Genomic DNA, 26,020 nt, shown 5'->3' with positions numbered 1-26,020 from the left:
TTGAGCCCAACTCGTCGACAGGCACAGGACGGCTCATATGGCCCGTGATACGGCGTACTTGAAGGTCGCGGACGCGCTGCGCGCCCGGATCCGGGCCGAGGAGTGGCCCGTCGGCGCGAAGCTGCCGTCGCGGGCCCGGTTCGCCCGGGAGTACGGCGTCGGGCAGAGCGTCACGCAGCGCGCGCTGGAGCTGCTGATCATCGAGGGCCTGCTGGAGGGCCGCGCGGGCTCGGGCACGTACCTGTGCGAGCCGCGCGAACGGCTGCGCACGGTCCGCTCCCGGCGCCGCCGCCGGGCCGGTCCGGGCGGTTCGGGCGGTTCGGGCCTGACGTGGGAATCGCACTCCACGGCCCGTACGCCGGCACCCGAGCGGATCGCGGAGCGGCTCGCGGTCCCCGCGGGCGACCCGTGCGTGTTCACCACGTACGAGTTCCTGGCCGAGGGCCGGCCGGTGGAGATCTGCGAGTCCTGGGAGCCGATGGCGGTCACGGACGGCACCCCGGTCGTCCTGCCGGAGGCGGGCCCGTTCAAGGGCGCCGGGGTCATCGAGCGGATGCGCTCCATCGGCGTGCTGGTCGCCTCGGCGCTGGAGGTCCCCCGCCCGGCGCGCGCGAACCAGCGGCAGGCCAATCTGCTCGGCATCAGCGTCGGCGACCTGATCACCGCTATCGAACGGACGTACTACGCGACGGACGGCCGGGCCGTGGAGACCGCCGACATCGTGGTCGCCGACCGCCGCTCCGAGATCGCGTACGAGATCGACTTCCACCCCGAAGACCGCTGACCGGTCCGCATCACGTCCTTCCGGCCGCGTGCCGGCGGCCCCCGGCCGCGTGCCGGCACAGGGCCGCCCACCAGGGGTGGCGGGCCCCTCTGCCGTCGACGACGGCCTGGAACTGCGCGTACGTACGGGCCGAGCGCAGCACGGCGACGTCGTCCCGGCCCGGCGGCGGGGGCATCGGGGCGCCCTGCTGGGAGGCCCGCCAGGTGTCGATGAGGTACTGCTCTATCGCTGTCATGCATCCACCCTGAACCCGCTCGGCCCACCCCGCACGACGATTGACGCTCCTCGTCAATCGATCCGTGTCTGGCCTGGTCACAGACCTCCGACGGGTCAGAATGGGCCGATGAGCGTCACCATCGACATCGCCGGGCTCCCCGCGGACCGCATCCGCTTCGCGCCCTCCCCGCTCTCCGAGCTCTGCATGGCGCTGCACTCGCTGTCGCAGCCCGCGCACCACCCCGGCCTCGCCTCCTGGACCACCGCCACCTCGGCCGCGCTGGACCCCTGCCTCGCGGACCGGCTGCTGGAGGGCGAGTTCATGTGGCGCAGCTCCTTCTCGGACATCTTCATGGCCTTCGCCGCCATCCCCGGCGGCAGCGGCCTGCCCGCCGCGACGCTGGCCGAGGAGCTCGACGTACTCGACCGGATGGACGACGACCGGTTCGTGATGGCCGCCCTGGAGCACTGCTGGCTGGCGCTCTACAACGAGGGCGGCGGCCCCTCCCCGCTGAAGGACCCGCGGGCCCGGACCAAGGCGCTGGAGACGGCCGCCGCCCGCGGCCCCCGGCAGCTGGACTTCTCGCTGCGGCTGCTGGACGACACGGCCTCCGTACGGGTGTGGCTGCGGCGGCTGTTGGAGGACTGCGACGAGGCGTTCTTCGCGGAGACCTGGCGCCGGATAGAGCCGGGGCAGAGCGCCGACGCGCGGCACAAGACCGAGATGCTGCGCCGCAAGGGGCTGGCATCGACGCTCCAGGAGGTGTCGAGGGCACTGAGCGTCGACCAGGCCGCCACCACCATCACCGTCGACAAGATGGTCCACGGCTCGGCCACGGCGACCGATCCGCAGATGGGCCCCGGCCTGGTCTTCGTCCCGACGAACTTCGGCTGGCCGCACCTGCTGGTCCTGCACGCGCCCGGCTGGATGCCGGTGGTCCACTATCCGCTGCGCTCCCCCGAACTGCCCGAGCCGGGCTCGGTGGAGCTGCTCCAGCGGCGGATGGAGGCGCTCGCGCACCCGATGCGGATGATGCTGTGCCGCAGCCTGGCCCGCGCCCCGTACACGACGAGCGAGCTGGCGACCGTACACGGCATCACGGCGCCTGAGGTGTCGCGGCACCTGTCGGCGATGAAGAAGGCCGGCCTGCTGCACACCCGGCGCCAAGGACGGTACGTCCAGCACCAGTTGGACCTGGGAGTGGTCGCCCGGATCGGCTCGGAGTTCATCGAGGGCATCCTGCGCTGACCGTACCGATATGCGGATTTCGTCAACCGGAAACAGTGAAACCTCTGGCCAGACCGGCCCCATGGTCTATACCGTGCGTCCACCGCTCCCCCACGTACCGTGCACCGCCTCCGTCCGTGTGTCTGCTCGTACTTGTCGTGGAAGGATCTTCATGCCCTCACGCCGTATAGCCGCAGCAACCGCCGCCCTGGCCGCCGCGGCCCTCGTCTCCCCGCTCGTGCTCGCCGGGCCGGCCGGTGCCACCGGCAGCCCGCAGAGCGATGCCGCACGGGGCGACGCACTGGCCAGGAAGCTGGTCAAGGACGCGACCGGCAAAGGCGCCAACAACCACCTGAAGGTCTTCCAGGCCATCGCCGACTACAACAAGGGCACCCGCGTGGCCGGCTCCAAGGGCCACGTGCAGTCCGCCCAGTACGTCGAGGCCGTGATGCGCGCGGCCGGCTACGAGGTCTCGAAGAACGAGTTCGACTTCGTGTACGTCGAGACGATCGCCGAGACGCTGAAGGTGGGCGGCGCGGGCGGCCGCGACGTCCCGATCAAGCTGATGACCTACACGGCGAGCGGCCCGGAGGGCGGCGTGACGGCGCCGGTAGCCGTCGCCCCCGTGGACGCGGACGGTACGAACGGATGCGAGCCGGGCGACTTCGCCGCGGGCGCCTTCACCGGCAAGATCGCGCTCGTCAAGCGCGGCGGCTGCACCTTCGCGGCCAAGCAGGCCAATGCGGCGGCGGCCGGCGCGGTCGGCGCGATCATCTACAACAACACCGCGGGCGCCCTCAACGGCACCCTCGGCGCGGCGGACGCGGGCAAGGTCCCCACCGGCGGCGTCACCCAGGCGGAGGGCGAGCGGCTCGCCGCCGAGGCGGCGGCCGGCCCGGTCGAGGTCACCCTCGACATCCGCGAGTTCCGCGAGAACCGCAAGACGTACAACGTCGTCGCGGAGACGCGGGGCGGCGACGAGAACAACACCGTCTTCCTCGGCTCGCACCTCGACTCGGTCTCGGCCGGCCCCGGCATCAACGACAACGGGTCCGGATCGGCCGGCATCCTCCAGGTCGCGCAGCGCCTCGCGAGCAGCCAGAACAAGATCAAGAACAAGGTCAAGTTCGCCTGGTGGTCGGCGGAGGAGTTCGGGCTGCTCGGCTCCGAGGCGTACGTCAACGGACTGACGGACGCCCAGAAGAAGCAGATCAAGCTGTACCTGAACTTCGACATGATCGCCTCACCGAACGCCGCGTACTTCGTCTACGACGGCGACGACTCCGACCACGTCGGCTCGGGCCCCGGCCCGGAGGGCTCGGCGCAGCTGGAGAAGGGCATCACCGACTTCCTCGACGCGCAGAAGATCCCGCACGAGGGCTCGGACTTCACGGGCCGCTCGGACTACGGCCCGTTCATCGAGGCGGGCATCCCGTCCGGCGGTACGGACACGGGCGCCGAGGGCATCAAGACGGCGGCGCAGGCCGCGAAGTTCGGCGGCCAGGCGGGTGTCGCGTACGACGTGAACTACCACGGCAAGGGCGACGACATCACCAACATCAACCAGAAGGCGCTCGACATCAACGTCGACGTCATCGCGAACGCGGTCGGCCACTACGCGTTCGACCTGGCCCCGCTGTCGCAGCCGGTCGCCTCGAAGCCGACCACGGGCGGCGCGACGGGCGGCGGTCTGCGCCCGGGCCACGACCACGACACCGTGCAGTAACGGCTTCCGCTGCGCGGGGCCCCCTCCCCGCCCCGCCCCTTCTCCGCGCCCCGGGGCTCCGCCCCGGACCCCGCGCCTCGATCGCCGGCGGGGCCGGACTTCCCAGCCGTCCGGCGCGTGAGGACCCGGGGGGTCCGGGGGCTCTGCCCCCCGGTTTCGGGAAGGGGCGGGGTGGGGGAGGCCCCGCGCAGCGGCGCACGGTCAACCGGGCCAGCCCGCGACACCGACCGGCTGGATCAGCCAGCCGAAGTCACCGAGGCCGCCGCGGGCGGTGAGTTCCGCCGCCTCGCCGGCCGAGGCCAGCGCCCGGACGTACCCCGCGGGGTCCGCGGAGGCCATCGCCAGCGGGGGGCGAGCCCCCGAGACCCCGAGAAGGCCCAGCGCCTCGCGCTGCGGAACCAGCACCGCCCCGGGCAATGCGCACGCGTCCAGCGCCACGTGCGCCGTCACGTCGCAACTCCCGTCCGGGACGGGCGTGACCTCCCGACCGCATCGGAACCCGGTCAGCGTCCCGTACGGCGGCCGCCCCTCGGCCAGGGTGTGGGCGTAGTCCACGGCCACCGCCAGCCCCCGGCCGAGCGTGGCCACGGCCCCCGCCCAGGCCTCGTCGCGCGCCCGCCCGATCTCGGCGCGGCCCGTCCCCGGCCACCACCGCTCCAGCCACGCCCGGTCCGCGCCGTCCACCGCCGGGCCGGGGCTCTCCGTCCCGTCCGGGGCCACCAGCACGTAGCGGCCGTCCTCCGCGATCTCCAGGGGTACGTTGTCCAGCCACTCGTTGGCGAACAGCAGGCCCGTGGTCCCCTCGGGCGGTTCGGCGACCCACCGAATGCGCGGATCGAGTCCGTCCGGCCGGGCCGCCCGCTCCACCGCGTACGGGCGTACCCGCGCCGCGTCCTGCGCCGGGAGCGCGGCCAGCACCCCGACCAGCAGCTCCCCCCGGCCGGCCCCGACGTCGACCAGGTCCAGCCCCGGCGGATGCCCGAGTTCCGCGTCCACCCACCGCAGCAGGCGGGCCACCGCCCCCGCGAACAGCGGCGAGGCGTGCACGGAGGTGCGGAAGTGCCCGGCAGGTCCCGGCCCGCCCGGGCGCACGTAGAACCCGTCCGGTCCGTACAGCGCGGCCTGCATCGCCGTACGCCACCGAACCGGAACCGGAATCGTGTCCGCGACTTCTCCCTGGGTCCTCATCCCCGAAAGGTTAAGCTCGCCCTCCACCTTGGGGAGTACGCCTCCGTCACACGGATCGCACCTGTGGTTGACTCCAGCACCTATCTCCGTTGCCTACTCTGGGTTACGTGCAGCGCCTCTACGACTTCCTCCGCAGACACCCGACGGGCGTCGACAGCTTCTGGGCTGTCCTCCTGGTCGGGCTCGGACTGCTGCAAGTCGCCGACGACAGTTTCAGCAGCACCGCCGCGCGCCTGATCGCCGTTCCCTCGGTGCTGGCGATGGGCGTCGTCGTGGCACTGCGCCGCAAGTGGACGCAGCCGATGTTCTGGCTCGCCGTCGGCACCGGCGTCTACCAGCTGGCCACGGGCACCGAGATCCAGAACGCCGACTTCGCGATGCTGATCATCCTGTACACGGTGGCGGCGTCCGCGGAGGTCTCGCGCCGCATCTCCCGTACGGCGCTCGCCGTCGGACTGGTCTCCGCGCCCCTCTACGCGCTGCGCTTCCGCGTCGACAAGGGCGACACCACCGCCAACATCCTGTTCACGCTCTTCGCGATCGTCCCCTTCGCCCTCGCCTGGGTGCTCGGCGACTCCCTGCGCACCCGCCGCGCCTACTACGCCCAGCTCGTCGAGCGGAACCAGCGGCTGGAGAAGGAGCGCGCGGCCCAGGCCAAGGTGGCCGTCGCCGCCGAGCGCGCCCGGATCGCCCGCGAGCTGCACGACGTCGTCGCGCACAACGTCTCGGTGATGGTGGTCCAGGCCGACGGCGCCGCGTACGTGATGGACGTGGCCCCGGAACAGGCCAAGGAGGCCCTCCAGACCATCTCCGGCACCGGCCGCCAGGCCCTGGCCGAAATGCGCCGGCTGCTCGGCGTGCTGCGCACCGGGGAGCCGCAGGAGGCCGAGGACTACGTGCCCCAGCCCGACGTGGAGCAGATCGAGGTCCTGGTCGAACAGGTACGGGCGGCCGGGCTCACGGTGGACTTCGAGGTCGAGGGGGCACCGCGCCGGCTGCCCACGGGCGTCGAGCTCACCGCGTACCGGATCGTGCAGGAGGCGCTGACGAACACCCGCAAGCACGGCGGCCCCGACGCCAAGGCGAGCGTCCGGCTGGTCTACTTCGACGACGGGCTCGGCCTGCTGATCGAGGACGACGGCCGGGGGGCGGCCCACGAGCTGTACGAGGACGGCGGCGCCGACGGCGCCGGGCACGGGCTGATCGGCATGCGCGAGCGGATCGGCATGGTCGGAGGCACCCTGGACGCGGGCCCGCGTCCCGGCGGAGGCTTCCGGATCAGCGCACTGCTCCCGCTCAAGAAGAAATGACGAGGTCGAGGTAACTGATGTCCATCCGAGTGATGCTGGTCGACGACCAGGTACTGCTGCGCACGGGCTTCCGCATGGTGCTCGCGGCCCAGCCGGACATGGAGGTCGTCGCCGAGGCCGGCGACGGCCTGGAGGCGCTGGAGGTGCTGCGGTCCACGAAGGTGGACGTGGTGCTGATGGACGTCCGGATGCCGAAGCTCGACGGGGTCGAGGCCACGCGCCGCATCTGCGAGCGGGACGAGCACCCCGACGTGATCATCCTGACCACCTTCGACCTGGACGAGTACGCCTTCTCGGGTCTGAAGGCGGGTGCGAGCGGGTTCATGCTGAAGGACGTGCCGCCGGCGGAGCTGCTGGCCGCGATCCGCTCGGTGCACAGCGGCGACGCGGTGGTGGCCCCGTCCACGACCCGGCGCCTGCTGGACCGCTTCGCGCCGATGCTGCCGACGAACACGCAGGAGCCCCAGAACAAGGACGTCGAGCGGCTGACGGAACGCGAGCGCGAAGTCATGCTGCTGGTCGCCCAGGGCCTCTCCAACGGCGAGATCGCCGGCCGCCTGGTCCTGTCGGAGGCGACGGTGAAGACGCACGTGGGCCGCATCCTGACCAAGCTGAACCTGCGCGACCGCGTCCAGGTCGTCGTCCTCGCGTACGAGACGGGCCTGGTCCGCGCCGGCGGCGCGTAGCGGCTGCCGGCAGCGCGGACCGGGGGCCCTCGGCGTCCGGTGTCCGGCGCCCGGTGCCCCTCCCCGGGCCAGTCGGGCGGGCACCACGACGGTCTGCCCCTCTCCCCGGCCCGCCGGGCCGCCACGCCGCGGGTCAGGTCATCCAGCGGTCCGGGCGGGCGTCCGCGCGGGAGGTGCGGGAGCGGGCCGCCTGGGCGTCCAGCAGGTCGGCGGCCTCGGCCGCCGGGCGCAGGCGGGCCGTGACCGTAGCGTTGGCTCCCGTGTCCACGTGGACGTCGGCGAGGCCCCGGGCACGCTCCCACGGGCCCTGCGTGAGCCGGACGCTCTGCACCTTGGCGTGCGGGACGATCTCCGTACGGCGGCACAGCAGCCCCTTGCGGGCGGCGAACACGTCCGGGGAGACGGCCAGGGCGTAGCCCCTCCACCACACCGGGACCACCCACCGCGACCCGGCCTTCGGGGACCGGCCGAAGGCGAGGCCGGCCAGGTCCACTCCCGGCAGCACCCGGGCGACGAGCGCCTGGGCGGCGGCCCGCGAGGCCACCGGGACCAGGACCCCGTTCTTCGAGCCGGCCACCGCCAGCTCGACGCGCACCCAGCCCCGGCGCCGCCACAGCAGCGGCTCCACGATCCGTACGGTCTGCACCCGCCCCGGCGGCACGGTCTCGTGGGCCCGGTCCAGCAGCCCGTGGTCCAGCCGCAGCCCGTCGGGGGATTCGGCGACCCGCCAGTCGAACTCGGTGAGGAACCGGCCGGCCGTACCCGACCAGACCCCGCCCAGCATGGGCAGCAGGGTCGCGATCGTCGCCCAGGGGTTGCCGCTGAACCACCACACGGCGACGGGGGCGATCAGCCCGACGGCGAGCGCCGCCCACACCGAGAGGGTGAGCAGCAGCGACACCACCAGATCGGCGGGCCGGACGCGCAGCAGCTCCTGCTGCGGGGCCTCGCCGAGCGTGACGGCCTCGGCCGGGGCGAACCCGGCCGCCCGGGCCAGCAGCTCGGCGCGCAGCGCGACGGCGTCCCGCTCGTCGAGGAAGGCCAGCTCGTCCTTGTCCTCGGTGCCGATCACGTCGATCCGCAGCTTGGCGACCCCGGCCACCCGGGCCAGCAGCGGCCGGGTCACGTCGATCGCCTGGATCCGGTCGAGCCGGATGTGGGCGGTGCGCCGGAACAGCAGCCCGCTGCGGATGCGCAGTTCGGTGTCGGTCACCGCGTAGTGGGTGAACCACCAGCTCAGGAACCCGTACAGGCCGAACACCACGACCAGGCCGGCCAGCGTCAGCGTCCGCAGGGTCGTGGACAGCCCGCTCGCCCACTGCTCGACCTCGTCGCCCTGTTTGACGACGACGCCGACGGTCGCGGCGATCGGCACCCACGCCCGGCGCAGCGGGGTGAGCAGGTGCAGCCGGCGCTCGGCGCCGGGCGCGAGCCCGGCTGCGGACACGGCAGCGACTGCGGCTGCGGGCACGGGCACGGCTGCGGCTGCGGCCTCGGCTCCGGATTCGGATTCGGCGGTCACAAGCCCGCCGACCTTGCCTCGCCGAGCTCCGTCAGCCGGTCCCGCAGCCGCTCCGCCTCGGCCGGGACCAGTCCCGGAATCTTGGCGTCCGAGGCCGCGGCCGCCGTGTGCAGCTGTACGGAGGCCAGCCCGAAGCGCCGCTCCAGCGGCCCCGAGGTCACCTCGACCAGCTGCATCCGCCCGTACGGGACCACGGTCTGCTCCCGCCACAGCACCCCGCGGCTGATCAGCAGGTCGTCAGCGCGCTCGGCGTACCGCCAGGACCGCCAGTTGCGGCCCAGCAGCACCCAGCCCCAGGCCAGGACGGCCAGCCAGAACACCCCCGTGGCCGCCCATGCCGGGCCGGCCGTCAACCCCAGCAGCAGCGCCGTCCCCACGGCGAGCGGCACCGTCCAGATCACCAGCAGCAGCCGCCGCAGGGTCAGCAGCCCGCCCGGCAGCCCCACCCACTCGGGTCGGCTCGTCTCACCCGTCGTCCCCGTTTCCATGGGTTCAGCGTAGGGCTGCGAGAATGCGGCCATGACGGAGACCACGGTCGGCATCGGCGGAGCGGCGGAGAGCACCGACATGGTGCTCAACATCGGACCCCAGCACCCTTCCACGCACGGCGTGCTGCGCCTGCGCCTCGTCCTGGACGGCGAGCGGATCGTCAGCGCCGAGCCGGTCGTCGGCTACATGCACCGCGGCGCCGAAAAGCTCTTCGAGGCGCGCGACTACCGGCAGATCGTGATGCTCGCGAACCGCCACGACTGGCTGTCCGCGTTCTCCAACGAACTCGGCGTGGTCATGGCCGTCGAGCGGATGCTCGGCATGGAGGTCCCCGAGCGGGCCGTGTGGATGCGGACCCTGCTCGCCGAGCTGAACCGGGTGCTGAACCACCTGATGTTCCTCGGCTCGTACCCCCTCGAACTGGGCGGGATCACCCCGATCTTCCACGCGTTCCGTGAGCGCGAGGAGCTCCAGGCCGTCATGGAGGAGATCTCCGGCGGCCGCATGCACTACATGTTCAACCGGGTCGGCGGCCTCAAGGAGGACCTTCCGGCCGGCTGGCTGGGCCGGGCGCGCGCCGCGATCGCCGACGTCCGCACCCGCATGGACGTCTACGACAAGCTGGTCCACGGCAACGAGATCTTCCGCGGCCGCACCCGCGGGGTGGGCGTGCTGTCGGCCGAGGCGGTGCACGCGTACGGGGTCTCCGGGCCGATCGCCCGCGCCTCCGGCGTCGACTTCGACCTGCGCCGCGACGAGCCGTACCTGGCGTACGGGGAGCTCCAGGACGTCCTGAAGGTGGTCACGCGCACCGAGGGCGACTGCCTGGCCCGCTTCGAGTGCCTGCTGGAGCAGACCCACAACGCGCTCGACCTGGCCGTGGCCTGCCTGGACCGGATGGCCGAACTGCCGCCCGGGCCGATCAACCAGCGCCTCCCCAAGGTGCTGAAGGCGCCCGAGGGGGCCACGTACGCCTGGACCGAGAACCCCCTCGGCATCAACGGCTACTACCTGGTCTCCAAGGGCGAGAAGACCCCGTACCGGCTGAAGCTGCGCTCCGCCTCCTACAACAACATCCAGGCGCTGGCGGTGCTGCTGCCGGGGCAGCTGGTCGCGGACATGGTGGCGATCCTGGGCTCGCTGTTCTTCGTCGTGGGCGATATCGACAAGTGACAAGTCGCGGGAACTCCCGCGATTGTGCCGGGCGTTTGTGCCTAGGGTGCGGGAATGACCCCAGGCATGTACGACGGCTACCTGCGACGCCTCGGCTTCCCGCGGCCGCCCCGGCCCACCGCGGAGGCGCTCTTCGCGCTCCAGCGCGCCCATCTCGAACGCATACCGTACGAGAACCTCGACATCCAGCTCGGCCGGCCGCCCGGCATCGACCCCGAGCTGTCCGTACGCCGCTTCGCGGCCGGACGCGGCGGGTACTGCTTCCACCTCAACGGCGCCTTCGCGCAGCTCCTGGAACACCTCGGCTTCGCGGTGACCCGGCACCTGGCGGGCGTCCTCGGCGCGGCGGACCGCGAGCGCCGCGACGTCAGCGGCGACCACCTCGCGCTGACGGTCCGGGTCGACGGCAAGGAGTACTTCGTCGACGCCGGGCTCGGCGACGGCCCGTACGAGCCGCTGCCGCTGCGCGCCGGAACGCACCGGCAGGGCGCGTTCACGTACGAACTGGGCCCGCTGGAGGGGGACGGGACCGGCTGGAGGTACGTCAACGAGGCGGCCCCCTGCCCGGTGGTCAACATCCTCTCGGCGCCGGCGACCACGGCCGACTTCGAGGCCACGCACGTCCGGCTGTCGAGCGCGCCGGACTCGGGCTTCGTACGGACCCTCGCCCTGCTGCGGCGCGATGCGGACGGCGTCGACACCCTGCGCGGGCGGGTGCTGAGCCGGATCGACCCAGTGAAGGGGACGAGCGAGCGGGTCCTGGACACGCCCGGAGAGTTCTGGGCGGTGATCGGCGGGCTCTTCGAGCGCGAACTCGACGATCTGACGGCGCAGGACCGGTCGGCGCTGTGGGACCGGGTGTGCGCGGCGCACGCGGTGTGGCTGGCCGGCCGGACGGCGGAGGTGGGCGCCGGGGCCGAGGTTGCTGCGGCCGGGAGCTGAAGCGGAGCCGGGGCCGAAGCGGGTGCCGGGGGCGAAGCGGGTGCCGGGGGCGAAGCGGGTGCCGGGGCCGCTGTCGGGTGCCGGGGCCGCTGTCGGTGCCGATGTCGGTGCGGGAGTGCAGACTTGGGGCATGTCCCACTCCCCCCGACGGGCCTGTCCCGCATGCGGCCGCGACTGCGCCGTGACCGCCGGCCGGATCGCCCGCCACGACCCGCCCACCGGGCGCGGCCGCGGTGACCTGGTCTCCTGCCCCGGATCCCGGGCACGGGTGGTGCTCGGGGCGTCGGCGCCCACACTGGCCGGCTTCGTGCTGCCGGAGCTGCCGGGGCAGCTGCCGCTGTTCTGAGCCCGAGTACGACCGGGTGGTCCGCCGTACCCGGCCGCCGACGCAGCCGCCCCCGGAGGCCGCCGGCCCGGCCCCCAGCAGCCCGATCAGCCGCGTGCTGCTGTCGTCCCCGAAGCCGGCCCCGACCCCACGCCGGTACAGCTCGGCGTGGACGGCGAGGATCCCGGTGTCGGCGCCCGAGTCGGCGGCCGACCCCGCTCCCGCTGGCGGGGCGCCACCCGGCCCGACTGGTGGGCTCGTACGCGGCTTGACCGGCGGCCCGGCCGGCGGAGAAACCGGCGTTGCCGGCGGCGCCGCTAGGAGATGGCGGTGCGCAGGCGGACGACGTCGATCGGCTCGGTCTCGTCGTGGGCCGTCAGGTCGATGACCTGGCCCACCGCGCGCTGTTCGGGAGTGGCCGGCTTGAAGCCCTGCTCCTTGACCGGCTGCTCGGCGGCGGCCCGGGCCGACTCCGCCTTGTGCACCGCGAGGGCCTCCGCGCCGACCACGTCGGCCAGGTCCTCGTTCTGCACGGATTCGATCGCGGCACGAGCCTGGGCCGCGTTCTTCGTGCCGAAGAAGTCGAAGCCGCCCTCGACCCGGGACGCCGAGCGGCGCGCGGCCGAGTACGGCGCCACCGCCGCGGCCGGCCGGCGCGCCGGGACCGCTGCCGGGGCGCCCGCACCGGCGCCCGTACGGGTCTGCGGGTCGCCGGCCGGCGAACCGGGCTCCAGCGCCCTGGGCTCGGCGCCCTTGCCCTCCAGCACCTTCGGCCGGGCCGGCTCCGGCTCCGGCTCCGGCTCCGGCTCCGCCTCCGCCTTGCGGACGAGGGCCGCCAGGGCCGCGTGGGCCCGGGCGTAGCCGACGCTGGTCGGCGCGCCGCTCGACGTGCGCTCCTCGGACACCGGCGGGAGCTCCTTCGCCGCCGCCGGGGCCGCGGAGGCCTCGATGGCGAGCAGCCGACGGCCCTCCAGGGCGCTGGCCCGTTCGGTCTCGGCGGTCGCGTACCGGCGCAGCAGCGCGGCGTGCTCACCGCGCAGCCCCGCGAGTTCGACCCGCTTGGCGCGCAGCTTCGCGTCGAGCTTGGCGCGCAGGGCCCGGGCCTCTTCGAGGTCGGACTCCAGCTCGGCTATCCGCTCCTCGGTCTTCCACTCGTCCTTGACGCGTTCGCGTGCGAGTTCCGCGACGCGGCGCCCGGCCGAGCGGTCCCAGGCGCGCATGACGACGGCGCCGGCCACGCCCGCTCCCGCCGCGAGGGCCACGAGCAGGCGCAGTGGCACGGGTTCCGCGAGCAGCCAGGCCGCGGCCGCACTGGCGACGGAGACTCCGGCCACGGTCGTCGGCGTGAGCAGCCGGTGCAGGGGTTCGGGATTGCGGTGGCGTCCACGGGGCATGGCCTGAAATTTACAGGGCGTGGGGGTCGAGTGGGGTAACTGCCCGGCAATCTGTGGCCGGGCAGTTACCCGTCATTTCTCCATCAAACCCGTAACTACTGCTACTTCGTCAGGCCCTTCGCCTTCAGATAGGCCTTCGCGGCGTCCGCCGGCTTCTCGCGCTGGGCGTCCACCCGCTTGTTCAGCTCGACGAGGTCGGCGGTCGTGAGGACCTTGGTCAGCTTGTCCAGGGCGGCCGCGATCTCCGGGGACCCCGCGTCCTTGGCGTTGACCACCGGCAGGACGTTGTCGGCGTTCTGGAGCTTCTTGTCGTCCTCCAGCAGGACCAGGCCGAAGGAGTCGAGGGTGGCGTCCGTGGTCGTGGTGAGCACCAGCTGGTCCACCCCGTCCTTGACCGCCTGCTTGGCCTGCGGGGTGCCGACGCCCTTCGGGTCGATGCCGGACACGTCGATTCCGTACGTCGTCTTCAAGCCCGGCGCGCAGAAGGGCCGGACGGCGCATTCGTCGCCCGCCGCGATCTTCACCTTCAGGCCCGACTTGCCGAGATCGGAAAGGGTCTTCAGGTTGTTCTTCTGGGCGAATTCCTTCGACACCGCGAACGCGTTTTGGTCGACCGCCGCGCCCGCCGGGAGCGCCTTCAGGCCGAGCGGGCCGGCCAGCTTCTCCAGCCCCGCGACCGTCGCCGCCACGTCGCTCGACGCGACCGGCTTCTCCTCCGGCGCCTTCGATCCGTTCACCTTGGCGTTGAGGAACTCCGCGAGGGTGGCCGCGTACTCCGGGACGACGTCGATCTCGCCCTTCTCCAATGAGGGCTCGTACAGCTCGCGGTTGTTCACCGTGGTGATCGACGTGCCGTAGCCGGCGTCCTTCAGTACCTGCGCGTACAGCTCCGCCAGCACGCTGGACTCGGTGAACCCGGCCGCGCCGATCACGACCTTGCCCTTGCCGGACCCGGAGCCGGAATCCGCGGGGGCGGAGGCGCCCGTACCGGAGTCCTTGCTCTTCTCCAGGCTGTCGCCGCCGCACGCGGCGAGCGAGGCGGTCAGGGCCGCCGCCCCCAGTACGGCGCCGAGGACACGCGTGGACTTGCTCATCTGTTGCTCCTCCAAGGGAGTGGGAACGACCAACGACAGGGGAGGGCGCGCGGCGCGGGCCGGAGGGCTCAGCGCGCCGCCGGGCGCGAGAACAGCCGGTCCGCCGCCACCAGGACGCCCTCGACCACCAGGGCCAGGGCCGCCACCAGCAGGGCCCCCGCGAAGACCTGCGGCGTGTTGTACGTGTTGAAGCCGGCGGTGATGATCCTGCCGAGGCCGCCCTGGCCGACCATGGCCGCGATCGTGGCCGTGGCGATCACCTGGACGGCGCCCGACCGCAGCCCGGTCATCACCAGCCCGCGCGCGAGGGGCAGTTCCACCCGCCAGAACAGCTGGCCGCCGGACATGCCCATGCCCCGGGCGGCCTCCACCACCGAGCGGTCCACCTCACGCATGCCGACGTACGCGTTGGTCAGCAGCGGCGGTACGGCGAAGAGCACGAGCGCGGCGATGGTGGGCAGATAGCCCGCATTGCGCAGCGGCGAGACCATGAACAGGGCCAGCACGGCGAAGACCGGGACGGCCCGCCCGATGTTGGAGACGTTGACGGCGAGCGCCCCGCCCCTGCCGACGTGGCCGAGCCACAGGCCGACCGGGAGGGCCAGCGCGCAGGCGATGGCGAGCGAGATGCCGCTGACGTAGACGTGCTCGCCGAGCCGGTGCCACACCCCGTTCTCCCCGGACCAGTTGGCTCCGGTCGCCAGCCAGTCCCAGGACCGTCCCAGCACGCCCATCGCCTCAGGCCCCCTTCGTGGTCGGAGCGGGCGCCGGCGCCGTCCGCCGGGCCCGCGGCGCACGGGGCGCCCGCGTCGCCCGCGTCCACGGAGTGAGCAGCCGCTGTACGCCGAGCAGCAGCAGGTCCGCCACCAGCGCGAGCAGGACGCACAGCACCGACGCGGTGAGCACCTGGGCCTTGAAGGAGCTGTTGACCGCCGGGGCGATGAGGTTGCCGAGACCGCCCTTGCCGACGATGGAGCCGACGGTGGTCAGCGCCACCGTGGACACGGTGGCGATCCGCACCCCGGCGAGCAGCGCGGGCAGCGCCAGCGGCAGTTCGACCTGCCACAGCAGCCTCGCGGGCCCGTAGCCCATGCCGCGTGCGGCCTCCCGCACCTCCTCGGGGACGGCTTCCAGGCCGGCCATCGCATTGCGGACCAGGATCGTCAGCGAGTACAGCACCAGGCCGGTCACCACCAGCGCGGCGGACAGCCCGAACACCGGGAGCAGCAGGGAGAACATGGCGAGCGAGGGGACGGTGTAGAGCAGGGTGGTCAGGCCCAGGACGGGCGCGGCCCAGCGCCGGCCCCGGCGGGCCAGCAGGGCCAGCGGAAGGGACACGACGAGGCCGATGAGCACCGATACGCCCGTGATCCACACGTGTTGGAGCGTGGCGTCGGTGAGCTCCTGGGAGCGGGACGTGACGTAGTCCCAGCAGATCCAGTCGTTCGCCACCAGGCAGTTCTGCCCGTCCATGCCCTCACCTCCCCGCCTCCGCCGCGCACACCCATTCGAAAGGACACGGCCGGAAGCGACCATAACCCCCGGCGCCGACAATGGCCGGAATCCTTCGTACGGGGGTAATGCTCCCGTCACAAATTTCGATGCCGGGGTGGGGGAGGATGGGCCCGTGATCCGATTCGAGCATGTGACCAAGCGCTACCCCGACGGGACGACGGCCGTCGAGGACCTGTCCTTCGAGGTCGCGGAGGGCGAGCTGGTCACACTCGTGGGCCCGTCCGGCTGCGGCAAGACGACCACGATGAAGATGGTCAACCGGCTCATCGAGCCGACCTCCGGCCGGATCCTGCTCGGTGGCGAGGACATCGCGAGCGCCGACCCGGTCGAGCTGCGCCGGCGCATCGGCTACGTCATCCAGCAGGTCGGGCTGTTCCCGCACAAGACGGTGCTGGAGAACACCGCGACCGTGCCGCAGCTGACCGGCACCCCCAAGGCCAAGGCCCGCGCCCGGGCGGCCGAGCTCCTCGAACTGGTGGGTCTGGACCCGGCCGTGTACGGGGGCCGGTACCCGGAGCAGCTGTCCGGCGGGCAGCGCCAGCGCGTCGGCGTCGCCCGCGCACTCGCCGCCGATCCGCCGGTGCTGCTGATGGACGAGCCGTTCGGGGCGGTGGACCCGGTGGTCCGCGAGCGCCTGCAGAACGAGTTCCTGGCCCTGCAGAAGACGGTGCGCAAAACGATCCTGCTGGTCACGCACGATCTGGAGGAGGCGATCCGGCTCGGCGACCGCATCGCCGTCTACGGCACGGGCACCATCGAGCAGTTCGCCCGCCCGGCCGCGGTGCTGGGCGCCCCGGCCACCGAGTACGTGGCCTCCTTCGTCGGCGCGGACCGGGGCCTGAAGCGGCTCGCCGTCACCCCCGTCGAGCGGGCGGACCTGACGGCGGTGGACGGAGCGCCTCCGGCGGCCGGACCGGTGGCGCTGGGGGCGAGCCTGCGCGAGGCCCTCGCCGCTCTGCTCCAGGAGGACTCGGGCCGGATCGGGGTCACGGATCCGGACACCGGCGCGCTGGCCGGCGTACTGACCCCGGAGGGCGTCCACCGGGCCCTGCGCCGGGCTCAGTTGCAGGAGGCGTAGGACCCACGGGGCCCGGGCTCACGGGGTCGCGCGGTCACGGCGTCGCGCGGTCACGGCGTCGCGCGGTCACGGCGTCGCGCGGTCACGGCGTCGCGCGGCCGGGGGCAACAGGGCCCGGAACGACGTGTGACCGGCCTCGTCGGGCCGGTCACGGTCACGCTGGCGGGCCGTCCCGCCGGGGGTCAGGCCTGGATGCGGTTGCTCATCCACACCAGCATCGGCGGGATCTCGCGGCGCCACGTGTTGAAGTTGTGGCCGCCGCTGTCGAGGATGATCGAGGAGACCCGGTCCGGGCCCTTGACCAGCTTGATGAACTTCTTGGTGTCGTCCAGGTTCGGCTCGCCCTGCTCGCTGCTGGTGACCAGGAAGGACGTACCGGACGGCTTCTTGTGCTCGATGCTGTGCAGGACGTCCGCACGCTTCTTCAGCTTGTCGTCGCCCTGGAACAGGTTGCCGGTCGTCGCGTCGTTCGCGGCGTCGTAGTACGCGGACAGACCCGCGGCGGCACCGAAGGTCTCCGGGTAGTGCGCGGCGATCTTCAGAGCGCAGTAGCCGCCCGTCGAGTTGCCGATGAAGCCCATGTTCTGCGGCTTCTTGCCGACCCGGAAGGTGTCCTGGATGGCCTGCGGCAGGTCCTGGGCGAAGAACGTCTCGGTCTGCGGGCCGCCCGGTATGTCCACGCACTCGGTGTCACGCGGCGGCGCGATGGTCGGGCGCAGCATCACCAGGATCATCGGCTTCATCTTGCCCGCCTTGGCCTGCTTGAAGGCCGTCATCGGGTAGTTCAGCCCTTTGATCAGGTTCTCGGCGGTGCCCGGGTAGCCCGTCAGCACGATGGAGGCCGGAAAGTTCTGCTCCTTGTGCTGCGGCTGGAAGTACTCCGGCGGCAGCCACACGTACCCCGGGCTCGTTATTTTCGACTTCTGCCCGGTTATGGCAACCTTCAGGATCTGTCCGCCCACCTGGGGCTGGGCGCCGCCCGGCACGTCGAGCTTCTGCTTGTCGACGACCTTGATGTCCTTGCTGCTCATCGAGTGGTCCACGACCTTGCCGACGGAAGTCTGCTGGCCGAACAGGTCCGCCCACGAGCCGTAGAAGGAGAAGGACTTGTTCGCCGCGAGGCCGACGGCCGAGAACAGCGCCAGCTGGGTCGCGAGCAGGAGGCCGATCCGGCCGAGCATCGCACGCCAGGTGCGGCCCGCGAGCCGGGGCCAGCACCACACCGTGGCCGCGAACAGCAGCACACCGGCGATGATGGCCAGCGCCAGAACCGTATTACTGGTGAGACCCATGAGCAGTCAGTCGACTTTCTGATGGCAGGACTAGTTTTTCTCGGCGGAAGAGTGAACCCGCTCGACCCCGATGTCGTCCTAGTGGACGCACCACACTCCGGAGGCTGTCGCGGCCTTCGGCCACATGATCTCTCGCGGAGCAACGGGAAGCGATGTCTAGCAGGATAGATGGCGATAAGTCGGGACAGGTTCCGAAGCAGGTCCGCCGAATCTTCCGCGGTCCCCGACCGGAGTCGGTGCCAGGGCTCGTAGGTACGGCCGTCATGATCGTCGGCCTTCTGGACATCGCGGCGGGAGTGTTCCCGCGGTTCCGGCACAGCCGGATCCACGCGGTCACCGAGGTGCTGCCCGGCTCGCTGGGCCCGTTCGCAGCCGCCCTCGCCATCAGCGCGGGCGTCCTGCTGCTCCTCCTCGCCCACGGTCTCAAGCGCCGCAAGCGCCGTGCCTGGCGGGCCGCCGTCGCCCTGCTTCCGGCCGGTGCCGTGGCGCAGTTCACGTACCGCCACTCCATCATCAGCGTCGTCATCGCGGCGGTGCTCCTGGGGCTCATCGTGCGCCACCAGGGTGAATTCAAGGCACTGCCGGACCCGCGCAGCCGCTGGAAGGCGCTCGCCAACTTCGTGCTGATGAGCGCCGGCTCCATCGGCCTCGGCCTGGTCATCGTCAACTCCCACCCGGGCCGTGTCGTCGGCCATCCGGGTATTTACGAGCAGATCAGCCACGTCGTGTACGGCCTCTTCGGCATCGAGGGCCCCGTCGACTACGCGGGCCGGGTCTCCTGGACCGTGGGCTACTCCCTCGGCGCGCTCGGCATGCTGACCGCGCTCACCACCATCTACCTGGCCTTCCGCCCCGAGCACCCGGCCGCCCGGCTCACCGCCGACGACGAGACCAAGCTGCGCGAGCTGCTGGCCAAGCACGGCGGCCGCGACTCCCTCGGCCACTTCGCGCTCCGCCGCGACAAGGCCGTCGTCTTCTCCCCCAGCGGCAAGGCGGCCGTCACCTACCGCGTCGTCTCGGGCGTGATGCTCGCCTCCGGCGACCCCATCGGCGACGTCGAGGCCTGGCCCGGCGCCATCGAGCGGTTCATGGAGGAGGCCAAGGCCCACTCCTGGACCCCGGCCGTCGTGGGCTGCAGCGAGACCGGCGGCGAGGTCTGGACCCGCGAGACCGGTCTGGACGCCCTGGAGCTCGGCGACGAGGCGATCGTCGACGTCAAAGACTTCTCCCTCTCCGGCCGCCCCATGCGCAACGTCCGACAGATGGTGAAGCGCATCGAGCGCAACGGCTACACCACCAAGGTCCGCCGGGTCAGCGAGCTGACCGAGGAGGAGCTGGAGCAGGTCCGCGGCGCGTCCGAGGCCTGGCGCGGCACCGACACCGAGCGCGGCTTCTCCATGGCCCTGGGCCGCGTCGGCGACCCGGGCGACGGGGACTGCTTCATCGCCACCGCGCACCGCGTCGAGGAGGGCGACACCAGCCCGTTCGGCGACCTCAAGGCCATCCAGCACTTCGTCCCGTGGGGCAAGGACGGCATGTCGCTGGAGATGATGCGCCGCGACCGCGCCGCCGACCCCGGCATGAACGAACTGCTGATCGTCGCCTCCCTGCAGCAGGCGCCCGACCTCGGCATCGAGAAGGTCTCCCTGAACTTCGCGATGTTCCGCGCGGCCCTGGCCCGCGGCGAGAAGATCGGCGCCGGCCCGGTGCTCCGGATGTGGCGCAGCCTGCTCGTCTTCCTCTCCCGCTGGTTCCAGATCGAGTCGCTGTACAAGTTCAACGAGAAGTTCCGCCCCCGCTGGGAGCCGCGCTTCATGGTCTACCGCACCAGCAGCGACCTGCCGCGCATCGGCTTCGCCGTGATGCAGGCCGAGGGCTTCGTGACGGTGGCGCTGCCCCGGCTGTTCGCCAGCCGGCGCCGTCCCAAGCCGGTGCGCACCTGCGCCCACAGCCACCCGGCGGCCACGGTCCCGGCGCAGCCCAAGCCGGACCGCGAGGTCCAGGTCGCCTGAGCCGACCCGTACGCCGCTTGCGAAGCCCGGCCCGCCGCTCCCGACCGGGCCGGGCTTCGGCGTCCCCCGCCCGGTCGGGGCCGGGCGCCGTTGCCCGCGTTCCGCCCGGTCAGCACGGCGGCCCTACCCTGGAGCCATGAACATCGAGCGCGGGGCCACCGGCAGGGGCCGGGTCGCAGGCCTGCCGGACTGGGACCGCTGCGCGGTCATGGGCGTCGTCAACGTGACCCCGGACTCCTTCTCCGACGGCGGGCGCTGGTTCGACACCACCGCCGCCGTCAAGCGCGGGCTCGACCTCGTCGCCCAGGGCGCCGACCTCGTCGACGTCGGCGGCGAGTCCACCCGCCCCGGCGCCTCCCGCGTCGACGAGGAGGAGGAGCTGCGCCGCGTCGTCCCCGTGGTGCGCGGCCTGGCCTCCGAGGGGGTCACCGTCTCCGTCGACACCATGCGCGCCTCGGTCGCCGCCCGAGCCGTCGCCGCCGGCGCGCTGCTGGTCAACGACGTCAGCGGCGGCCTCGCCGACCCCGGCATGATCCCGGCCGTCGCCGCCGCCGAGGTGCCGTTCGTGGTGATGCACTGGCGCGGCTTCAGCGACAGCATGAACAGCCTCGCCGTCTACGAGGACGTCCTCGCCGAGGTCACCGCCGAGCTCCGCACCCGCATCGACGCCGTCGTGGCCGGCGGGATCGCCCCCGAGCGGCTCCTCGTCGACCCCGGCCTCGGCTTCGCCAAGAACGCCGAGCACGACCTGGCCCTGGTCGCCCACCTCCCCGAACTGCGCGCCCTCGGCTTCCCGCTGCTCGTCGCCGCGTCGCGCAAACGATTCCTCGGCCGGGTACTGGCCGGCGCCGACGCCGCACCGCCGCCCGCCCGCGAGCGCGACGCCGCCACCGCCGCCGTGTCCGCCATCGCCGCCCACCAGGGCGCCTGGGCCGTACGGGTCCACGAGGTACGGGCCACCGCCGACGCGGTTCGGGTGGCCCGCGCCGTGGAAGGGGCCCTGTGACCCGCCCCGCCGGTGGTGGGGCCCGTACAGCCAGGAGAGGGGAACGGTGAGCCGTACCGACATCGAAGCCGTCGACGAGGTCAACACGGCCTTCTACGAGGCCATGGAGCGGGGGGACTTCGACGCACTGTCGGCGCTCTGGCTCGAAGACGAGATCTCCTGCGTGCACCCGGGCTGGCCGGTGCTCTCAGGCCGCGGCGAAGTGCTGCGCTCGTACGCGCTGATCATGTCCCACACCGACTACATCCAGTTCTTCCTCACCGACACGAAGGTCGCCGTCATAGGTGACACCGCGCTGGTGACGTGTACGGAGAACATCCTCAGCGGCGGCCCCGCCGAGGACGGCGGCGCGCTCGGTCCGCTGGTCGGCCAGTTGGTCGTCGCCACGAATGTGTTCCGACGCACACCGGACGGCTGGCGGCTCTGGTCCCACCACGGTTCTCCCGTCCTGACGGACTCCGACGACGACGAAGAAGAGGACTCCGCCTGACCCCTCCGGCGGGGTCCGGGGTATTTCGCAGGTAAATTCGAAGACGGACGACGCCGACCGCACTCGGCGTAGGCCCATGGATCCGGGGAGTCCCGGACCGGAAGCACCTACGAAAGCAGGAGTGATTCGCGTGGATCGTGTCGCGCTGCGCGGCCTCAAGGCTCGCGGGCACCACGGCGTCTTCCCCCGGGAACGCGAGGAGGGCCAGACCTTCATCGTCGACCTCGTGCTGCACATCGACACCCGCCCCGCGGCGGCCGACGACGACCTGGCGAAGACCGTGCACTACGGGGTCGTCGCCGAAGAGGTCGTCGACGTGGTCCAGGGAGAGCCCGTCGACCTGATCGAGACCCTGGCCGAGCGGATCGCCCAGCAGTGCCTGAAGCACGAAGCGGTGGCACAGGTGGAGGTCGTCGTCCACAAACCGGACGCCCCCATCACCGTCCCCTTCGACGACGTGACCATCACGATCACCCGGAGCCGCGTGTGAACAACGGACTGAACGCCCAGAGCGACCCCACCGTCCAGCCGGTGCCCGCATCCGTCGTCGAGGCGGTCGACGCGGCGGATGTGACCCTGTCCAACCCCAAATGGGCCGTGATCGCGCTCGGCGCGAACCTCGGCAACCGTCTGGAGACCCTCCAGGGCGCCATCGACGCCCTCGGCGACACCCCGGGCATGCGGGTCAAGGCCGTCTCCCCCGTCTACGAGACCGAGCCGTGGGGCGTCGAGCCCGGCTCGCAGCCCTCGTACCTGAACGCGGTGGTCCGCGTGAAGACGACCCTGCCGCCGTCGTCCCTGCTGGAACGCGGCCACGCCATCGAGGAGGCCTTCGACCGCGTCCGCGAGGAGCGCTGGGGCCCGCGCACCATCGACGTCGACATCGTCTCGTACGCCGAGGTGGTCTCCGACGACCCGGTCCTCACCCTCCCGCACCCGCGGGCCCACCAGCGGGCCTTCGTCCTGGCCCCGTGGAACGACGTCGACCCCGAGGCGCAGATCCCCGGGCAGGGCCCCGTCGCGGCCCTCCTGGCCGGAATCGGCCTGACGGGCGTCACGCCGCGCCCGGACCTGGAACTCCGCCTCCCCGAGTAGTCGTTAACCTGTGGCTGGCTGAAGCCGACGACGTGGTGCGGAGAGCGAAAGCGGGGAACGGCACGTGAAGCAACTGAGGCCGGTGGTCCTGGCGGGGATCTTCGTCGTCGCCGGCGTGCTGTCCTGGGCGGGCGCCCGGCTGTGGAACGCCTACGGGACCCTGCCGGGCGTCCCGCTGGCGGCGCCCATCGTCCTGGGCGTCATCGCGGTCGTCCTGCTGGCCACGGCCCTCTCGCTGCGGGCCCGCCTCAAGGCCCAGCGCGAGCGCCGGCCGGGCGCCAAGGGCGTGGAACCGCTGATGGCGGCCCGCGCGGTCGTCTTCGGCCAGGCCAGTGCTCTCGTGGCCGCCCTCGTTGCGGGCATGTACGGCGGTGTGGGCGTCTTCCTCCTGGCCGACGGCCTGGAGGTACCCGCCCGCCGCGACCAGGCCTGGTACGCCGCCTTCTCTGTCGTGGCGGGCGCGGCCGTGATCGCCGCCGCCCTCTTCCTGGAGCACGTCCTGAAACTCCCGGAAGACGACGACACCGCCCCCCACTCCCCGGCCCGCGCCTGACCGCCCTCGGGCCGGGCGTGGACGTCCGGTCAGCGGGCCATGATCAGGCTCATGGCCTCGTTGCGGGTCGCGGGGTCGCGGAGCTGGCCGCGGACCGCCGAAGTGATCGTCTTCGCGCCGGGCTTGCGGACCCCGCGCATCGTCATGCACATGTGCTCGCACTCGACGACCACGATGACCCCGCGCGGCTCCAGGATCTCCATCAGGGAGTCCGCTATCTGCGTGGTCAGCCGCTCCTGCACCTGCGGACGGCGGGCGAACACGTCCACGAGGCGGGCCAGCTTCGACAGGCCGGTGATCTTGCCGTCGACGGACGGGATGTAGCCGACGTGGGCGACGCCGTGGAAGGGCACCAGGTGGTGCTCACAGTTGCTCATGACCTCGATGTCCTTGACCAGGACCATCTCGTCGTGTCCCAGGTCGAAGGTGGTCGTCAGGACCTCTTCGGGCTTCTGGTAGAGGCCCGCGAATATCTCCTTGTACGCCCTCGCCACCCGGGCCGGGGTCTCCAGGAGGCCTTCGCGGTCCGGGTCCTCGCCGACCGCAATCAGGAGTTCGCGGACCGCCGCCTCGGCGCGCTTCTCGTCGAACTCGCCGATCGTGCCCTCGTCACCGGTCAGGGTCACTGGGTCCGTCATCTCTTCCTCGTTCCTGTGTGCACTGGCGCTCGCGGACACGCGAAAGTGCCGCGCCCCCCAGGCTAGAACCTGGGGGGCGCGGCATCCATTCCGGGACGGTCCGGCCGAGCGCTACTCGGCGCGGTCCTCCGGCGCGGGGTCCTTCTCCACGGACACGGCCGACGCACCCGCCGACGTGCCGTTCGCCGAGTTCGTCAGCTGGAGCTCCTTGGGAGAGAGCACCGGCGGACGGGTCGACGGGGTGCGGTGCGAAGAGCCGGTCCACGCCGGGCGGGCCGGGCGCTTCACGATCGTCGAGAAGACCTCGGCGATCTCCTCCTTGCCCAGCGTCTCCTTCTCAAGGAGCGCGAGGACCAGGTTGTCGAGGACGTCGCGGTTCTCGACCAGGATCTCCCAGGCCTCGTTGTGCGCCGTCTCGATGAGCTTCTTGACCTCTTCGTCGACCAGCGCCGCGACCTCTTCCGAGTAGTCCCGCGGGTGCGACATCTCGCGGCCCAGGAACGGCTCGGTGTTGTCCCCGCCGAACTTGATCGCGCCGAGGCGCTCGGTCATGCCGTACTGGGTCACCATCGCGCGGGCCGTCGCCGTGGCCTTCTCGATGTCGTTCGCCGCGCCGGTGGTCGGGTCGTGGAAGACCAGCTCCTCGGCCGCGCGCCCGCCCAGCATGTACGCCAGCTGGTCGAGCATCTCGTTGCGCGTGGTCGAGTACTTGTCCTCGTCGGGCAGGACCATGGTGTAACCCAGGGCCCGGCCGCGGGACAGGATCGTGATCTTGTGGACCGGGTCGGAGTTCGGGGAGGCCGCCGCGACCAGGGCGTGGCCGCCCTCGTGGTACGCGGTGATCTTCTTTTCCCGGTCCGACATGATCCGGGTCCGCTTCTGCGGGCCCGCCACGACGCGGTCGATGGCCTCGTCCAGCATGTGGTTGTCGATCAGCTTGAGGTCCGAGCGGGCGGTGAGCAGCGCCGCCTCGTTCAGGACGTTGGACAGATCGGCACCGGTGAAGCCGGGGGTGCGGCGGGCGACGGCCGAGAGGTCGACGTCCGGAGCGACCGGCTTGCCCTTCTGGTGGACCTTGAGGATCTCCAGACGGCCCTGCATGTCCGGACGGTCGACCGCGATCTGCCGGTCGAAGCGGCCCGGGCGCAGCAGCGCCGGGTCGAGGATGTCCGGGCGGTTCGTGGCGGCGATCAGGATGACGCCGCCCTTCACGTCGAAGCCGTCCATCTCGACGAGCAGCTGGTTCAGGGTCTGCTCGCGCTCGTCGTGACCGCCGCCGAGGCCCGCACCGCGGTGCCGGCCGACGGCGTCGATCTCGTCGACGAAGACGATCGCCGGCGCGTTGGCCTTGGCCTGCTCGAACAGGTCACGGACACGCGAGGCACCGACACCGACGAACATCTCGACGAAGTCGGAACCGGAGATCGAGTAGAACGGGACTCCGGCCTCGCCCGCGACGGCGCGCGCCAGCAGGGTCTTGCCGGTTCCGGGCGGGCCGTAGAGCAGCACACCCTTGGGGATCTTGGCCCCGACGGCCTGGAACTTCGCCGGCTCCTGCAGGAACTCCTTGATCTCGTGGAGTTCCTCGACGGCCTCGTCCGAGCCCGCGACGTCGGCGAACGTCGTCTTCGGGGTGTCCTTGGTGATGAGCTTGGCCTTGGACTTCCCGAAGTTCATCACTCGGGAGCCGCCGCCCTGCATCTGGTTCATCAGGAACAGGAAGACCACGACGATGAGCACGAAGGGCAGGAGGGAGAGCAGCACGCTGAGGAACGGGCTGGTCTTGTCCGGCTGGACCTTGTAGCCGTCCGGGATCTGACCGGCTTCGAACTTGGTCTGGAGGTTCTGGGCGAGCTCGACGCCCTGATCCCCGATGTAGTTGGCCTGGAACTTGGAGCCGGAGTTGTCGGCGAGCTTCTGGTCCTTCTTCAGCTCGACCTTGATCATCTGGCTGTCGCCGGTGGTGAGCTCGGCGCTCTGCACCTGGCCACTGTTGATCGCCTTGATGACCTCGCTGGTGTCCACCGTCTTGTAGCCGCCGCCGGAGCCGACGACATTCATCAACACGACCACGGCGAGGACGGCCAGCACGATCCACATGACCGGCCCACGGAAGTATCGCTTCACGTCCATCCATACGGGGTGCCGGGCACCCCGTCCCTCCTGCCCGTAGGTAAATGCTGCTCTGAGTAAAGACTGTTCTTCGGAATGTACCCCTGTATTGTCACCCGCGGCCTCGTGGGACGGCTGACAGAACTGCTTTC

At 71.9% G+C, this 26,020-nt stretch carries 26 protein-coding genes; 15 read left to right on the top strand and 11 right to left on the bottom strand.

The window, feature by feature from the left end; all coding sequences use genetic code 11:
- Positions 1-37: 37 nt before the first annotated feature.
- A complete protein-coding gene (locus tag OG974_RS23720) occupies positions 38-784 on the top strand; it encodes a GntR family transcriptional regulator (protein WP_327284690.1) in 747 nt (248 codons plus the stop codon).
- A gap of 10 nt (positions 785-794) precedes the next feature.
- Here the strand turns inward: OG974_RS23720 and OG974_RS23715 are convergent, their stop codons facing one another.
- Positions 795-1,019 (bottom strand): hypothetical protein, encoded by a 225-nt coding sequence (locus OG974_RS23715; RefSeq protein ID WP_327284689.1) that lies wholly within the window; start codon positions 1,017-1,019, stop codon positions 795-797.
- 108 nt (positions 1,020-1,127) lie between these two features.
- On the opposite strand from OG974_RS23715, the gene OG974_RS23710 reads away from it, so the two are divergent.
- Both OG974_RS23710 and OG974_RS23705 read left to right on the top strand, forming a co-directional pair.
- Positions 1,128-2,249, top strand: a complete 1,122-nt coding sequence (locus tag OG974_RS23710; RefSeq protein ID WP_327284688.1) for a DUF5937 family protein — start codon at positions 1,128-1,130, stop codon at positions 2,247-2,249.
- Between the two features lie 151 nt (positions 2,250-2,400).
- Entirely contained in the window at positions 2,401-3,954 is a 1,554-nt protein-coding gene (locus OG974_RS23705) for a M28 family metallopeptidase (RefSeq protein WP_328763330.1), read from the top strand.
- A gap of 201 nt (positions 3,955-4,155) precedes the next feature.
- Here OG974_RS23705 and OG974_RS23700 read toward each other — a convergent pair whose 3' ends face one another.
- The gene (locus tag OG974_RS23700) at positions 4,156-5,142 is read right to left on the bottom strand and encodes an SAM-dependent methyltransferase (RefSeq protein ID WP_371644395.1); all 987 of its coding nucleotides are present in this window, start codon (positions 5,140-5,142) and stop codon (positions 4,156-4,158) included.
- A gap of 107 nt (positions 5,143-5,249) precedes the next feature.
- On the opposite strand from OG974_RS23700, the gene OG974_RS23695 reads away from it, so the two are divergent.
- Both OG974_RS23695 and OG974_RS23690 read left to right on the top strand, forming a co-directional pair.
- Complete coding sequence (locus OG974_RS23695) at positions 5,250-6,452, top strand: sensor histidine kinase (protein ID WP_327284684.1); 1,203 nt, start codon at positions 5,250-5,252, stop codon at positions 6,450-6,452.
- Between the two features lie 17 nt (positions 6,453-6,469).
- Entirely contained in the window at positions 6,470-7,138 is a 669-nt protein-coding gene (locus OG974_RS23690; RefSeq protein ID WP_327284683.1) for a response regulator transcription factor, read from the top strand.
- Positions 7,139-7,271: 133 nt separating this feature from the next.
- Here the strand turns inward: OG974_RS23690 and OG974_RS23685 are convergent, their stop codons facing one another.
- Complete coding sequence (locus OG974_RS23685) at positions 7,272-8,615, bottom strand: PH domain-containing protein (protein ID WP_327285733.1); 1,344 nt, start codon at positions 8,613-8,615, stop codon at positions 7,272-7,274.
- A gap of 41 nt (positions 8,616-8,656) precedes the next feature.
- Positions 8,657-9,148 (bottom strand): PH domain-containing protein, encoded by a 492-nt coding sequence (locus OG974_RS23680; RefSeq protein WP_327284682.1) that lies wholly within the window; start codon positions 9,146-9,148, stop codon positions 8,657-8,659.
- A gap of 31 nt (positions 9,149-9,179) precedes the next feature.
- Between OG974_RS23680 and OG974_RS23675 the strand changes: the two genes are divergently transcribed.
- From OG974_RS23675 to OG974_RS23665, 3 genes are all read left to right on the top strand, one after another.
- On the top strand, positions 9,180-10,322 hold the full coding sequence (locus OG974_RS23675) for an NADH-quinone oxidoreductase subunit D (RefSeq protein ID WP_327284681.1): 1,143 nt from the start codon (positions 9,180-9,182) through the stop codon (positions 10,320-10,322).
- Positions 10,323-10,376: 54 nt separating this feature from the next.
- Positions 10,377-11,264 carry an arylamine N-acetyltransferase gene (locus tag OG974_RS23670; protein ID WP_327284680.1) on the top strand — a complete coding sequence of 296 codons (888 nt, stop codon included), beginning with the start codon at positions 10,377-10,379 and terminating at the stop codon, positions 11,262-11,264.
- Between the two features lie 130 nt (positions 11,265-11,394).
- Positions 11,395-11,610, top strand: a complete 216-nt coding sequence (locus tag OG974_RS23665) for a hypothetical protein (protein WP_328763329.1) — start codon at positions 11,395-11,397, stop codon at positions 11,608-11,610.
- A 296-nt stretch (positions 11,611-11,906) separates the two neighbouring features.
- On the opposite strand, the gene OG974_RS23660 is transcribed toward OG974_RS23665, so the two are convergent.
- The 4 genes from OG974_RS23660 to OG974_RS23645 form a co-directional block, all read right to left on the bottom strand.
- Complete coding sequence (locus tag OG974_RS23660; protein ID WP_371644392.1) at positions 11,907-12,983, bottom strand: hypothetical protein; 1,077 nt, start codon at positions 12,981-12,983, stop codon at positions 11,907-11,909.
- 101 nt (positions 12,984-13,084) lie between these two features.
- Complete coding sequence (locus OG974_RS23655; RefSeq protein ID WP_327284677.1) at positions 13,085-14,077, bottom strand: ABC transporter substrate-binding protein; 993 nt, start codon at positions 14,075-14,077, stop codon at positions 13,085-13,087.
- Between the two features lie 68 nt (positions 14,078-14,145).
- Positions 14,146-14,811 (bottom strand): ABC transporter permease, encoded by a 666-nt coding sequence (locus OG974_RS23650; RefSeq protein WP_371644390.1) that lies wholly within the window; start codon positions 14,809-14,811, stop codon positions 14,146-14,148.
- A gap of 4 nt (positions 14,812-14,815) precedes the next feature.
- Positions 14,816-15,550: an ABC transporter permease gene (locus tag OG974_RS23645; protein WP_327284675.1), complete on the bottom strand. Its 735-nt coding sequence runs from the start codon at positions 15,548-15,550 to the stop codon at positions 14,816-14,818.
- Positions 15,551-15,704: 154 nt separating this feature from the next.
- On the opposite strand from OG974_RS23645, the gene OG974_RS23640 reads away from it, so the two are divergent.
- Positions 15,705-16,670, top strand: coding sequence for an ATP-binding cassette domain-containing protein (locus OG974_RS23640; protein WP_327284674.1), 966 nt, complete (start codon positions 15,705-15,707; stop codon positions 16,668-16,670).
- Between the two features lie 182 nt (positions 16,671-16,852).
- Here the strand turns inward: OG974_RS23640 and OG974_RS23635 are convergent, their stop codons facing one another.
- Positions 16,853-17,962 carry an alpha/beta hydrolase-fold protein gene (locus OG974_RS23635; protein ID WP_327284673.1) on the bottom strand — a complete coding sequence of 370 codons (1,110 nt, stop codon included), beginning with the start codon at positions 17,960-17,962 and terminating at the stop codon, positions 16,853-16,855.
- Between the two features lie 152 nt (positions 17,963-18,114).
- Here OG974_RS23635 and OG974_RS23630 point away from each other — a divergent pair, with 152 nt between their 5' ends.
- The 6 genes from OG974_RS23630 (at position 18,115) to OG974_RS23605 (ending at position 23,118) form a co-directional block, all read left to right on the top strand.
- Complete coding sequence (locus OG974_RS23630; protein WP_327284672.1) at positions 18,115-19,974, top strand: phosphatidylglycerol lysyltransferase domain-containing protein; 1,860 nt, start codon at positions 18,115-18,117, stop codon at positions 19,972-19,974.
- 136 nt (positions 19,975-20,110) lie between these two features.
- Positions 20,111-20,980 carry a dihydropteroate synthase gene (gene folP, locus OG974_RS23625; protein ID WP_327284671.1) on the top strand — a complete coding sequence of 290 codons (870 nt, stop codon included), beginning with the start codon at positions 20,111-20,113 and terminating at the stop codon, positions 20,978-20,980.
- A 46-nt stretch (positions 20,981-21,026) separates the two neighbouring features.
- A complete protein-coding gene (locus OG974_RS23620) occupies positions 21,027-21,470 on the top strand; it encodes a nuclear transport factor 2 family protein (protein WP_328763327.1) in 444 nt (147 codons plus the stop codon).
- Positions 21,471-21,600: 130 nt separating this feature from the next.
- On the top strand, positions 21,601-21,960 hold the full coding sequence (gene folB, locus OG974_RS23615; RefSeq protein WP_030158540.1) for a dihydroneopterin aldolase: 360 nt from the start codon (positions 21,601-21,603) through the stop codon (positions 21,958-21,960).
- Positions 21,957-22,565 (top strand): 2-amino-4-hydroxy-6-hydroxymethyldihydropteridine diphosphokinase, encoded by a 609-nt coding sequence (gene folK / locus OG974_RS23610; RefSeq protein ID WP_327284670.1) that lies wholly within the window; start codon positions 21,957-21,959, stop codon positions 22,563-22,565. Before folB ends, folK begins: the two co-directional genes overlap by 4 nt.
- A gap of 64 nt (positions 22,566-22,629) precedes the next feature.
- On the top strand, positions 22,630-23,118 hold the full coding sequence (locus tag OG974_RS23605; RefSeq protein WP_328763326.1) for a DUF3180 domain-containing protein: 489 nt from the start codon (positions 22,630-22,632) through the stop codon (positions 23,116-23,118).
- A 29-nt stretch (positions 23,119-23,147) separates the two neighbouring features.
- On the opposite strand, the gene folE is transcribed toward OG974_RS23605, so the two are convergent.
- Both folE and ftsH read right to left on the bottom strand, forming a co-directional pair.
- Positions 23,148-23,756 (bottom strand): GTP cyclohydrolase I FolE, encoded by a 609-nt coding sequence (gene folE / locus OG974_RS23600; protein ID WP_030867983.1) that lies wholly within the window; start codon positions 23,754-23,756, stop codon positions 23,148-23,150.
- Positions 23,757-23,867: 111 nt separating this feature from the next.
- Positions 23,868-25,889, bottom strand: coding sequence for an ATP-dependent zinc metalloprotease FtsH (ftsH, locus tag OG974_RS23595; protein ID WP_327284668.1), 2,022 nt, complete (start codon positions 25,887-25,889; stop codon positions 23,868-23,870).
- Positions 25,890-26,020: the final 131 nt, after the last annotated feature.

It is taken from the genome of Streptomyces sp. NBC_00597 (assembly GCF_041431095.1).
Lineage (GTDB): Bacteria > Actinomycetota > Actinomycetes > Streptomycetales > Streptomycetaceae > Streptomyces.
The sequence above is the reverse complement of the archived record's forward strand: the minus strand, read 5'-3'. Positions and strand labels throughout refer to the sequence as shown.